This window comes from Comamonas sp. Z1, assembly GCF_008121555.1.
In the GTDB taxonomy this organism is placed as follows: Bacteria; Pseudomonadota; Gammaproteobacteria; order Burkholderiales; family Burkholderiaceae_C; genus Comamonas; species Comamonas thiooxydans.
In genome coordinates this window covers 230,097-242,458 of the sequence record NZ_VOQT01000001.1, presented here as the reverse complement: position 1 = coordinate 242,458, position 12,362 = coordinate 230,097, and the positions used below count along the sequence as shown (strand labels likewise).

Below are 12,362 nucleotides of genomic sequence, written 5' to 3'. Positions count from 1 at the left end.
TACGGGAATGTAAGCACGTTCGGTTTTGACAGCTTTTTGTCAGGCATGGCAATCCATGAATGGGGTTTGGATTAATGGAGCTGCGCGGAGTTTCAAGGGATTTATGGCGTAAGTGACTGATTTGAAAAGAAGGCAATAAATCAGGTGCTTTATGGAAGCCGGGATTGCCGGGAAAAGCTCGGATCTCGAAATCTGTTTGATTTTTGCAAATGCTTCAAATGGTTGAGAGTGTTTTGCGCTGTAAAGATTTCAACGAAATACAAGCCTTGCTGAACCCCAGGAGTCAGCAAGGCCGGTAATCACTGCTGCGCAATCAGCGTCAGCAGCTCGATTCGTGGCGCCACGCCAAGGCGTATGGCAAAACCGGCCCACAGGCCTGCTCCGCTGCTGACCAGCAGCTTCATATTGCCGACGTCATATTCGCCGCGCACAAAACCGTTGTTGACGGGAGCCACCAGCCAGCGGTCCATGCCCAGGATCAGTCCGCCGTGGGTATGGCCCGATATCTGCAGATTCACGCCCTTGTCCGCGTTATCGCGCGCGAATTTGGGCTGGTGCGCCAGCAGGATATGAAACGCTGCGCCGGCCTTGCGGGCCTGGGCGGCAACCGCATCCACATCGGGGGGGACGCCTTCGGCGACCTCGGGGTCGGCGTTGTTGGGCGAGGTCCGGCCGAACACCGGGTCGCCGATGCCGGACAGGGCCAGCTTGCTGCCCTTGATGTTCAGCAGCTGCATGCGGTTTTCCAGCAGATTCAGGCCCAGGCGGCGGAACTCGGCCATCCAGGCGTTGTAGCCGCTGTAGTACTCGTGGTTGCCCGGCGCCGCCCAGACGCCGTAGCGCGCGCTCAAGGCGGCCAGCGGCGCCACATGGGCGCGGCTGGTGGCGACATCGCCGTCCACCATGTCGCCGGGCAGCACGATCAGGTCGGGCGTGGTGGCCAGGGTGCGCTGCACGATGGTCTGCACATAGCTTGCATCATTGACCGGGCTGGCGTGGATATCGGCCAGCACGGCAATGCGCAGGCCCTGCAGGGCGGTGGGCAGGTTTCTGACCGCGATCTGTTGCTCATGCACCCTGGGCGGCTGAAGGGCGTTGAAGATGCCGATGGCGCTCAGGCAGCCGGTCGCCACCACGGCGGCTGCGGTAAGTGCGGGAAGGTGCAGCAGCTGCGCCAGGCTGGTTCGCCCCATGAGTCGGGCGATCAGCCACAGCAGATCGCGCAGCAGCACGAACAGCGCCAGCATCAGCAGCATGGCCAGAATCCAGCCGCCGGGAACCTGCAGGCGCGCCACCACGGCGTAGGGCAGGGCATTGGTCTGCACGGCCTTGAGCAGCAAGGCGGGAGCGATGCCGAGCATGCTCGTGATCAGAACTGCCAGCAGGCGTGCCAGACGGGAGGTGCCGTTGAGGCTGGAGACAGGCCACCAGAGCCAGAGAGCCAGAAGAGGGATGACGAAAGCAGCAGTCGAGACCATGGGCAGGAGGGAAACCGAAAATTGCCGCGAGCATAGCAAGCGTTGGCGTCCCCGCGATGAACGCTGCTGCAGCCGCTATCGCTGGTACAACGCAGGGCGTTGAAAATTGTGCGGCACGGCTGCTTTTGTCATCACTGCGCAAGACCGGCCAAGGACGGGGATAATCCCAGCCCTTATGTCTTTGAAGATCAACTTCCCCGAGTCGCTCCCCGTATCCAGCCGTCGCCAGGAAATCATGGAGGCCATGGATCGCCATCAGGTCATCATCGTCTGCGGCGAGACCGGCTCGGGCAAGACCACGCAGTTGCCCAAGATCGCTCTGGCGCTGGGCCGGGGCAGGCTCAATGCCGCGCCCGATGCCAACGGCCAGGTGCGCGGCCATCTGATCGGCCACACCCAGCCGCGCCGCATTGCCGCCAGCTCGGTGGCCAAGCGCATTGCCGAGGAGCTGAACACGCCGCTGGGCGAAGTGGTGGGCTACAAGGTGCGCTTTCAGGACACTCTGCAGAAGAACGCCTCCGTCAAGCTGATGACCGACGGCATCTTGCTGGCCGAGACCCAGACCGATCCGCTGCTCAAGGCGTACGACACGCTGATCATCGACGAGGCGCATGAGCGCAGCCTGAACATCGATTTTCTGATCGGCTATCTCAAGCAGATCCTGCCCAAGCGCCCCGATCTCAAGGTGGTGGTGACCTCGGCAACCATCGACGCGGACCGCTTTGCCAAGCACTTCGAATCGAAGAGCGGTCCTGCGCCCGTGATCATGGTTTCGGGCCGCACCTATCCGGTGGAGATGCGCTATCGCCCGTTCGAGGGTGAAAAGGACAAGGATCTGAACGACGCCATTGCCGATGGCGTCGATGAACTCTGGGCCGGCGGCAAGGGCGGCGATATCCTGATCTTCCTGCCCGGCGAGCGCGAGATTCGCGAAGCCGCCGACCATCTGCGCAAGCATTTGCAGCACTCGCCCACGCTGCGCAGTGCCGAAGTGCTGCCGCTGTTCTCGCGCCTGTCGCAGGCCGAGCAGGACCGTATCTTTGACGGCCATACGGGCCGGCGCATCGTGCTGGCCACCAATGTGGCCGAAACCTCGCTCACGGTGCCGGGCATTCGCTATGTGATCGACGCCGGTACGGCGCGCGTGAAGCGCTACTCCTTCCGCAGCAAGGTGGAGCAGTTGCTGGTCGAGCCGATCTCGCAGGCCGCTGCCAACCAGCGCGCGGGCCGTTGCGGTCGTGTGGCCAACGGTATCTGCATTCGCCTGTATGACGAAGAGAGCTTTGTCAGCCGCGACCGCTTCACCGACCCCGAAATCCTGCGCTCCTCGCTGGCCGGCGTGATCCTGCGCATGAAGTCGCTGGGTCTGGGCGATGTGGTGCATTTCCCCTTCCTCGAAGCGCCTTCGGGCCGCGCCATTGCCGACGGCTATCAGTTGCTGGCCGAGCTGGGCGCGGTGGACGATCACGGCCATCTGCTGCCCATGGGCAAGGAACTGTCGCGCTTGCCGCTGGACCCGCGCGTGGGCCGCATGATTCTGGAGGCGCGCGAGCGCCGCGCTTTGGCCGAGGTGCTGATCATCGCCTCGGCTCTGAGCGTGCAGGATGTGCGCGACCGCCCCATGGAAGCGCAGCAGCAGGCCGACCAGGCACATGCCAAGTTCGACGACGAGAAAAGCGAGTTCAGCGGCTATCTGCGGCTGTGGAAATGGCTGTCGGATGCGCGCGGCGGCAAGGTCGTGGCCAAGAGCCGCAAGGAGATGGCGGCCCAGCACGCGCCTGCGGCCAAGCCCAATGCGCGCAACCAGGCCTTCCTGCCTGTCAGCCAGCGTGCCAGCGGCGCGCAGGTCGAAGGCACGGTTGAGGAGCGGCTGGCGCTGTTCAACCCTGCCGATCAGGCCCAACATGCCGACGAGGCCACGCACAAGATCAGCAACCGCCAGTGGGAGCAGCTGCTGCGCCAGAACTTCATCAATATCCGCCGCGTGCGTGAGTGGCGCGACATCCACTCTCAGCTGCTGACCGTGGTCAAGGAGCAGAAATGGCTGCTCAACAACGAGGCTGCCGGCTATGAGGCCGTGCACCTGTCCATGCTGTCGGGTCTGCTCGGCAATATTGGCTACAAGGCAGAGGAAAGCGAGAGCTATCTGGGCGCGCACGGCATCAGGTTCCACCCGCATCCCGGCGCTCACCTGAGCAAGAAGCCTGGCCGCTGGATCGTGGCGGCCGAGCAGGTCGAGACCTCGCGCCTCTACGGCCGCGGCATTGCGGCCATAGAGCCGCAGTGGCTGGAGGAGGTGGGCGGCCACCTGCTCAAGAAGCAGCTGCTGGACCCGCACTGGAGCAAGAAGCAGGCCGATGTGGTGGCGCTCGAGCGTGCCACGCTCTACGGTCTGGTGGTCTACAACGGCCGCCGCGTGAGCTACGGCCGCGTCGATCCGCATGAGGCGCGCAATCTCTTCATCCGCCAGGCGCTGGTGGAGGGCGAGTGGGAAACGAAGTGGCATTTCCTGCCCGCCAACCTCAAGCTCATGCGCAAGGTCGAGGAGCTGGAGCACAAGAGCCGTCGCCAGGACGTGCTGGTCGACGACGAGCTGATCTTTGCCTTCTACGACCAGCATCTGCCCAAGGATGTGTACAGCGGCGCGAGCTTCGACAAGTGGTTCCGCGCCGAGAGCAGGAACCAGCCCGAGCTGCTGCGCCTGTCCAAGGACGAGTTGATGCGGCACGAGGCCGCAGGCATCACCACGGACAAATTCCCCAAGACCGTGAAGCTGGGCGGTGCCGATTGCAGCGCCAGCTATCTGCACAGCCCCGGCGACGCGCGCGACGGCATCACGGTCACCGTGCCGCTGTTTGTGCTCAACCAGGTGTCGGAGGAGCGCGCCGAGTGGCTGGTGCCGGGCATGCTCAAGGACAAGATCCAGGCACTGCTGAAGAGCCTGCCCCAGCGCCCGCGCAGCCGTTTCGTGCCGCTGCCCGAGAGCGCGGCGCGGCTGGCCGAGCTGTTCACCGAGAGCGAGCGCTGGGCCCAGGGTGGACTTATCGATGCCTTGCTCAAGCAGGTGCGCGACGAGACTTCGCTGGATGTGAAGCGCGCCGACTTCAAGCTGGACATGCTGAGCCCGCATCTGTTCATGAACTTCCGCATCACGGACGAGCATGGCCGCCAACTGGGCCAGGGCCGCAATCTGGGCGCGCTCAAGGCCGAGTGGGGCGCCAAGGCACGCGGTGCATTCCAGGCGCTTGCTTCATTAAAGGTAGCTGCTAGCGGTGGTGAGCCGGTAAATTCCGAGCAGAAAGCATCTGAAAATGATAAGGGTAAGGCGCAAGCAGCTCCTAAAAATGATAAGTCTGCGGCGGGCAAGCCGGCCCAGTCGCATGATGCACGCTACAAGGACTGGAGCTTTGGCGAGCTGCCTGAGCTCATGGAGATCAAGAAGGGCGGCACCACGCTGATCGGCTTTCCGGCCTTGATCGACCATGGCGACGCCGTCGGCATCGAAGTCTTCGATGAACCCGAAGCCGCTGCCGCAAAGCACCGCGTGGGCCTGCGCCGGCTGTTCGCGCTGCAGATTCGCGATGCGCTCAAGTATCTGGAAAAGAACATTCCCGATCTGCAGAAGATGGCCGTGGCCTATATGCCGCTGGGCACGCAGGAAGAGCTGCGCGGCCAGATCATCGATGTGGCCATAGACCGCGCCTTTTTGCAGGAGCCGCTGCCGAGCAACGAGGCCGACTTCAAGCAGCGCGTGCAGGACGGCCGTGGCCGACTGACGCTGATTGCCAACGAGGTGGCTCGCATGTCGGCCACCATCCTCGCTGAATACGCAGCCGCCGCGCGCAAGATCAAGGACACCAAGAACGCGCCGGAGGCCACCAAGGACGCGAGCGAGCAGCTGCAAAAGCTCATGCCCAAAAACTTCATCGCCGTGGCCCCCTGGGCGCAGCTCGGCCATTACGCGCGCTACCTCAAGGCCATTAGCTCGCGTCTGGACAAGTATCGGGCCGACCCGGCGCGCGATGCCGCCAAGCTCAAGGAGCTGCTGCCGCTGGAGCAGCGCTACTGGCGGCTGGTGGCCGAGCGCAAGGGGCAGGTCGATGCCCGAATGCAGGAGTACCGCTGGATGCTGGAGGAGCTGCGCGTGAGCTTTTTTGCCCAGGAGCTGCGCACGCCGTATCCGGTCAGTGCCAAGCGGCTGGACAAGGTCTGGGCGCAGCTGCAGCAGTGATGCCGGTCTGACGGCCTGACGAATGGGGCTCTGCCTGACTAGGCGGGCCGGCTTTCGCCCTGCAGCAGCGGATTGCGCGAAAACAGCTCCACGACCCAGTCCACAAAGGCGCGCACCTTGGCGCTGAGGTGGGAGTTGGGCGGATAGACCACGTAGATCGGCAGCAGGGGGTGCTTCCAGTCCTCCAGCACGCGTTGCAGCTGGCCGTTTTCCAGGTACTTGTGAATCTGGAAGCGGCTGAGCTGTCCTATGCCCTGGCCGGCAAGGATGGCGCTGATATAGGCATTGCCTTCGTTGACGCCCAGGTGGGCGGGACTGGCGATCTCTATCACTTCGCCGCCCTTGTGGAACTCCAGCGGATAGCGCCGCGCCGAGACAGGGGAGAAATAAATCACATTGCGATGGCCGGACTCCAGATCGCGCGGGTGCCGGGGCACGCCGTGGCGCTGCAGATATTCGGGTGCGGCAACGGTGATGAATTCCAGATTGCCGATGCGGCGCGCCACCAGGGACTGGTCGGCCAGCTCGCCGCCGCGGATTACGCAGTCCACGTTGTCGCTGATCAGGTCCACGGTGCGGTCGCTCACGCCCAGATCGATCTGTATCTCGGGATAGCGAGACTGGAACTCACTCAGATGGGGAATGATGAGCAGACGCGCCACGGTGGTTCCCACATCCACGCGCAGGCGCCCGCGCGGCGTGGTGCGGGCCTGGCTGACGCTGGCCTCGAGGTCGTCGAAGTCGGCGAGCAGGCGCACAGCGCGGTCGTAATAGGCCGCACCATCGGCGGTCACGGTGACGCGACGCGTGGTACGGTTGAGCAGCTTCACGCGCAGGCGCTCTTCCAACGCCTGAACGTTCTTGGTCACACTGGCTTTTGGCATTTGCAGCGAATCGGCTGCACGCGTGAAAGTGCCGGCTTCCACGACCCGCGCGAAAATACGCATGGCCTGTATCTGATCCATGGGATCTCCTTGTCCTCGCGAAAACCCGGACTCGCCGAGGATGCGGGATTCTCACACACAGCTCACACCGTCATTGTTCGAGAATTGGAAACAGTGTGGCCGCGTTTGCGGGGTTTATACCGTCACTTGCTGTTGCTACATTTCTGTTCCATCACCCGGTCCTGTCCGGAAAATCCATGTCAAACACCAAAGCCACCGCATCGGAGCCGATTCCTCATACCGACACCACGATCTCCGTGGCCGACGGTGTGCAGGCCGATGTGCGCATATACGGCGGCAAGCGGCGCGGCGAAGTGGTCCCGCTGGTGCTGCATTTTCATGGCGGCGCCTTTGTGGCCGGGGATCTGGACAACGGTTGCACCGTCGGCAGCTCGCTGGCGGCGGCCGGGGCATGCGTGGTGTCGCTGGCCTATCCGCTGGCACCCGAGCATCCGTTTCCGCGTCCGCTGGAGCTGGGCTACGAGGTGCTGCTGTGGGCCTACAAGCAACGCACCAAGCTGGCTGGAAAGGGCGCTCCGCTCTATCTGGCCGGTGAAGAGGCCGGCGCCAATCTGGCGGCTGGCGTCTGCATGATGGCGCGCGATCAGCAGCAGCCCCCGCTGGCCGGGCAGATTCTGATCTCTCCCATGCTGGACCCTTGCTCGGCCACGCCTTCGCAGCGTGCCGCCCAGGGCGAGTCCGTCGAATGCAAATGGGCTTCGGGCTGGTGCAAGTACCTGGGCGAGCCGCATGATGCTGAGCACCCCTATGCGGTGCCGGCGCGAGCCCGCCGTCTCGCGGGACTGCCGCCGACGCTGATTCTGGTCGGCGAGGCCGACCCCATGCGTGACGAGGCACTGAACTATGGCGCGCGCCTGGAAGCTGCCGGCCTGAGCGTGCATCGCCATGTGTTTGCCGAAGCCGGGCAATGGCCGCAGGCACTGCTGGAGCAGCCGCCCGAGTCCTGCCCTTGCGCCGCGCAGCTGCAGGAGCAACTGCGCCAGTTTTTTGAAACCACCCGATGTCGGCTCTGAGCTGATCTTTCCCTGCTGATACCGCTGACCTGATCCGGCCCCCTGGGCCGGAAGCAGCACGGCTGCGCCTTTTTCTTCTCTTTCTCATTCGATTCCTGGCCTGAGCGCTGGAAGGGATGAGTCTTGCCTGCCGCCGAAAGAGCCGCTACCGCTTTCAACCCTTGAATAAAGACATTGCCATGAACGAGCACTCCAAACTCTCCAACCGCCGCCGGTGGGCCGCCGTCGGCGTCGCCGCTGCCGTGATCGCCACGACCGCTGCCATGCTGGGCCTGTCATCGCATGCCGAAGCGCCCGCTGCGCAAGCCGCCGCGCCAGCTGTGCCAGTTTCGGCAGCCCAGGTCCTGCAGCAGGACGTAACGCTGTGGAATGAATTCTCCGGCCGCCTCGAAGCCGTGCAGCGTGTGGATGTGCAGCCGCGCGTCTCGGGAGCGGTGCAGGCCGTGCATTTCAAGGAAGGCGCGCTGGTCAAGGCCGGTGATCTGCTGTTCACCGTGGACCCGGCGCCCTATGTGGCAGAAGTCGATCGCGCCGAAGCCCAGGTCGTTGCCGCCAAGGCGCGCATGGCCTATACCCAGAGCGAGTCCGAGCGCGCCACGCGTCTGTGGGACGAGCGGGCGATCGCGCAAAAGGAATACGACGAGCGCGTGAATGCCCGGCGCGAGGCCGATGCGAATCTGCGCGCCGCCCAGGCTGCACTGCAGACCGCCAAGCTGAACCTGGGCTACACCCAGGTCAAGGCTCCGGTGAGCGGGCGCGTGGGTCGCATCGAGGTCACGGTGGGCAATCTTGTGAGCTCGGGGGCCGGAGCGCCGGTGCTGACCACCCTGGTATCGGTGGACCCCATGTATGCCAGTTTCGACGCAGACGAGCAGATCGTGGCCCAGGCGCTGCAGGGTCTGCAGAGCGCAAGCCAGGGACGCAGCACGCGTGCACTGATTGAAACCATTCCCGTTCAGATGGGGGTGGGTACCAGTGGCGGCACGCCTTATGCCGGTCATCTGCAGCTCATAGACAACCAGGTCGATGCCAAGAGCGGCACGGTGCGCGTGCGGGCCGTGTTCGGCAATGTGGACGGCACGCTCATGGCCGGCCAGTTCGCGCGCATCCGCATGGGCCAGCCCCAGACCACCCAGGCCGTGCTCATCAACGAGCGCGCCGTGGGCACGGACCAGAGCAAGAAATTCGTGCTGGTGATTGGCGCTGACAACAAGGCCGAGTACCGGGAGGTGCAACTTGGCGCACCGGTGGACGGCCTGCGCGTGGTCACTTCGGGCCTCAAGGCCGGCGAGCGCATCGTCGTCAACGGACTGCAGCGTGTGCGCCCCGGCGTAGTGGTCGCGCCTCAGGACGTGCCCATGGATGCCAAGGCCGAGCTGGCCGATGGCCGCGGAGCCGCCAAGCAACCTACGGTCTGAGAACCCTTAATCCTCCGACACCATGAACCTTTCCAGATTCTTCATCGACCGCCCGATCTTCGCGGGTGTGCTGTCGGTGCTCATCTTTCTCGCTGGCCTGATCGCCATGCGGACGCTGCCGATCTCGGAATACCCCGAGGTCGCTCCCCCCTCGGTGGTGGTGCGCGCCCAGTACCCGGGCGCCAACCCCAAGGTGATTGCCGAAACCGTGGCCACGCCGCTGGAGGAATCCATCAACGGCGTGGAAGGCATGCTCTATATGGGCAGCCAGGCCACGACCGACGGCGTGATGACGCTGACCGTGACCTTCGCGCTGGGCACCGATCCCGACAAGGCCCAGCAGCTGGTGCAAAACCGCGTCTCCCAGGCCGAGCCGCGCCTGCCCGAGGAAGTGCGCCGCCTGGGCATCACCACGGTCAAGAGCGCCCCCGACCTGACCATGGTCGTGCACATGGTCTCGCCCAACGGCCGCTATGACATCGACTATCTGCGCAACTATGCCGTGCTCAATGTGAAGGACCGCCTGGCGCGCATCCAGGGCGTGGGCCAGGTGCAGATCTTCGGCGGCGGCGACTATTCCATGCGTGCCTGGCTTGATCCGCAGAAGGTGGCGCAGCGCGGTCTCTCGGCCGCCGACGTGGTGGCTGCCATCCGCGGCCAGAACGTGCAGGCAGCGGCCGGCGTGGTCGGCGCCTCGCCCGGCCTGCCTGGCGTCGACATGCAGCTGTCCATCAATGCGCAAGGCCGCTTGCAGACCGAGGAAGAGTTTGGCGACATCATCGTCAAGACGGGCTCCGACGGCGCGGTGACGCGCCTGCGCGACGTGGCCAGGCTGGAGCTGGGCGCGGCCGATTATTCGCTGCGCTCCCTGCTCAACAACGACCCCGCCGTAGGCATGGGCGTGTTCCAGGCTCCGGGCTCGAATGCCCTGGAGATCTCGGCCAATGTGCGCTCCACCATGGCCGAGCTGCAAAAGCACATGCCTGAAGGTGTGGAGTTCCGCATCGCCTACGACCCCACGCAATTCGTGCGGGCTTCGATCAAGTCCGTGATCCAGACCCTGCTGGAAGCCGTGGCCCTGGTGGTGGTGGTGGTGATCCTGTTCCTGCAGACCTGGCGCGCTTCCATCATTCCGCTGCTGGCCGTGCCGGTCTCGGTGGTGGGTACCTTCGCCGTGCTGCACCTGCTGGGTTTTTCCATCAATGCGCTGAGCCTGTTCGGCCTGGTGCTGGCCATCGGCATCGTGGTGGATGACGCCATCGTGGTGGTGGAGAACGTGGAGCGCAATATCGAGGCCGGCCTGTCGCCACGCCAGGCCACCTACCGCGCCATGCAGGAGGTGAGCGGACCCATCATCGCCATCGCCCTGGTGCTGTGCGCCGTGTTTGTGCCCCTGGCCTTCATCAGCGGCCTCACGGGCCAGTTCTACCGCCAGTTTGCGGCCACCATCGCCATCTCGACGGTGATCTCGGCCATCAACTCGCTGACCCTGTCGCCCGCGCTGTCCGCGCTGCTGCTGCGCGGCCACGATGCGCCCAGGGACGCGCTGACACGCGGCATGGAGCGCGTGCTGGGCGGGTTCTTTCGCCGCTTCAATGCCTTGTTCCGTCGCGGTTCGGATGCCTATAGCGGCGGCGTGCAGCGCGTCATCGGCCGCAAGGCGCTGATGCTGGTGATCTACGCCGTGCTGGTGGGCGCGACCTGGGGTCTGTTCAAGCTGGTGCCCGGCGGCTTTGTGCCGGCCCAGGACAAGCAGTATCTGGTCGGTTTTGCCCAGTTGCCCGATGGCGCCACGCTGGACCGCACGGAAGACGTGATCCGCCGCATGGGCGAGATCGTCAAGAACAATCCCAATGTGGAGGATGCCATCGCGTTCCCCGGACTGTCCATCAACGGCTTTACCAACAGCTCCAACTCGGGCATCGTCTTTGTCACGCTCAAGCCCTTTGCCGAGCGCAAGCATGCCGACCAGAGCGGCGGTGCAGTGGCGGGCCAGCTCAACCAGGCCTTTGGCAGCATCCAGGAAGCCTTTATCGCCATGTTCCCGCCACCGCCCGTGGCTGGCCTCGGAACGACCGGCGGCTTCAAGCTGCAGATCGAGGACCGTGCCTCGCTGGGTTACGACGCCATGGACGCGGCCGTGAAGGCCTTCATGGCAAAGGCCTACCAGACGCCCGAGCTGGCCGGCCTGTTCACGAGCTGGCAGGTCAACGTGCCCCAGCTCTATGCCGCCATCGACCGCACCAAGGCGCGCCAGCTCGGCGTGCCCGTGACGGATATCTTCGAGACACTGCAGATCTACCTGGGCAGCCTGTACGCCAACGACTTCAACCAGTTCGGCCGCACCTATAGCGTGCGCGTCCAGGCCGATGCCGCCTACCGGGCGCGTGCCGAAGACGTGGGCCTGCTCAAGGTGCGCTCCACCACGGGCGAGATGGTGCCGCTGTCGGCGCTGATGAAGCTCGAACCCAGCTTCGGGCCCGAGCGCGCCATGCGCTACAACGGCTTCCTGGCCGCCGACGTGAATGGCGGGCCCGCTCCTGGCTTCTCCTCGGGTCAGGCCCAGGCAGCCGTCGAGCGCATTGCTGCCGAAACCCTGCCGCCCGGCATAGGTTTCGAGTGGACCGAGCTGACCTACCAGGAAATCCTGGCCGGTAATTCCGCCGTGCTGGTGTTCCCCATTGCCATCCTGCTGGTCTTCCTGGTGCTGGCGGCTCAGTACGAAAGCCTGACCCTGCCTATTGCCATCATCCTCATCGTACCCATGGGCCTGCTGGCCGCCATGACGGGCGTGTGGCTGAGCGGCGGTGACAACAATGTGTTCACGCAGATCGGGCTCATCGTGCTGGTGGGGCTGTCGGCCAAGAACGCCATCCTGATCGTGGAGTTCGCCCGCGAGCTGGAATTTGCCGGCCGCACGCCCGTGCAGGCCGCCATCGAAGCCAGCCGCCTGCGCCTGCGCCCCATCCTCATGACCTCGCTGGCCTTTGTCATGGGCGTGCTGCCCCTGGTGCTGTCCACGGGCGCGGGAGCCGAGATGCGCAGCGCCATGGGCGTGGCGGTGTTCGCCGGCATGATCGGTGTGACGGCCTTTGGCCTGTTCCTCACGCCGGTGTTCTATGTGGTGCTGCGTCGTCTGGCCGGCAACCGTCCGCTGCAGCAGCATGGCAGCCATGTGGCGCCGATCAGCGAGCCGGGTCACGGCGCCTCGGCCCTGCCCATGCCTGCTGCGCCACGCGGCCATGACGAATAAGCCC

The 12,362-nt window shown here is 64.7% G+C and carries 6 protein-coding genes; 4 read left to right on the top strand and 2 right to left on the bottom strand.

All coding sequences use genetic code 11. The features are described 5' to 3' along the window. Window positions 1-299: 299 nt before the first annotated feature. Window positions 300-1,478, bottom strand: coding sequence for a metallophosphoesterase (locus tag FSY45_RS01040; protein WP_046462071.1), 1,179 nt, complete (start codon window positions 1,476-1,478; stop codon window positions 300-302). Between the two features lie 175 nt (window positions 1,479-1,653). Between FSY45_RS01040 and hrpA the strand changes: the two genes are divergently transcribed. After that, window positions 1,654-5,709 carry an ATP-dependent RNA helicase HrpA gene (gene hrpA, locus FSY45_RS01035; protein WP_046462072.1) on the top strand — a complete coding sequence of 1,352 codons (4,056 nt, stop codon included), beginning with the start codon at window positions 1,654-1,656 and terminating at the stop codon, window positions 5,707-5,709. Between the two features lie 38 nt (window positions 5,710-5,747). Here hrpA and FSY45_RS01030 read toward each other — a convergent pair whose 3' ends face one another. Then, entirely contained in the window at window positions 5,748-6,674 is a 927-nt protein-coding gene (locus FSY45_RS01030; RefSeq protein WP_003066462.1) for a LysR family transcriptional regulator, read from the bottom strand. Window positions 6,675-6,850: 176 nt separating this feature from the next. On the opposite strand from FSY45_RS01030, the gene FSY45_RS01025 reads away from it, so the two are divergent. The 3 genes from FSY45_RS01025 (at window position 6,851) to FSY45_RS01015 (ending at window position 12,358) form a co-directional block, all read left to right on the top strand. Next, window positions 6,851-7,687, top strand: coding sequence for an alpha/beta hydrolase (locus tag FSY45_RS01025; RefSeq protein WP_046462073.1), 837 nt, complete (start codon window positions 6,851-6,853; stop codon window positions 7,685-7,687). Between the two features lie 179 nt (window positions 7,688-7,866). Then, on the top strand, window positions 7,867-9,105 hold the full coding sequence (locus FSY45_RS01020; RefSeq protein ID WP_046462074.1) for an efflux RND transporter periplasmic adaptor subunit: 1,239 nt from the start codon (window positions 7,867-7,869) through the stop codon (window positions 9,103-9,105). Window positions 9,106-9,127: 22 nt separating this feature from the next. After that, a complete protein-coding gene (locus FSY45_RS01015) occupies window positions 9,128-12,358 on the top strand; it encodes an efflux RND transporter permease subunit (RefSeq protein ID WP_046462075.1) in 3,231 nt (1,076 codons plus the stop codon). Window positions 12,359-12,362 lie beyond the last annotated feature (4 nt).